The organism is Parvimonas sp. D2 (genome assembly GCF_035282635.1).
GTDB lineage: Bacteria > Bacillota > Clostridia > Tissierellales > Peptoniphilaceae > Parvimonas.
This window is the reverse complement of record NZ_JAYKBO010000113.1, coordinates 1-234: the sequence shown is the minus strand read 5'-3', so window position 1 is coordinate 234 and position 234 is coordinate 1. Positions and strand designations below refer to the sequence as shown.

At 24.8% G+C, this 234-nt stretch carries 1 protein-coding gene; it reads left to right on the top strand.

Features of this window, described 5'->3' with window-relative positions; genetic code table 11:
- The first annotated feature begins 12 nt into the window (after positions 1 to 12).
- Complete coding sequence (locus tag VJI77_RS07765) at positions 13 to 117, top strand: 50S ribosomal protein L11 methyltransferase (protein ID WP_323989027.1); 105 nt, start codon at positions 13 to 15, stop codon at positions 115 to 117.
- Positions 118 to 234 lie beyond the last annotated feature (117 nt).

Sequence of the window (234 nt, the reverse complement as noted above, 5' to 3'; positions counted from 1 at the left end):
TCAAAAGCGGATGTGATTGTTGATAATATTCTTGCTCATATTATAGTAAAATTATTGGATGATATAAGTAAATTTATAAAAGATGAAGGAATTTTTATTGGTTCTGGAATAATATAAGAAAAATATTCCGATGTTGAAAACGCCTTGATAAAAAATAATTTTTAAATTTTGGAAGTAAACAAAAACAAAGATTGGGTTTGTGTAATTGCAAGGAGAAAGAATGCATAGATTTTT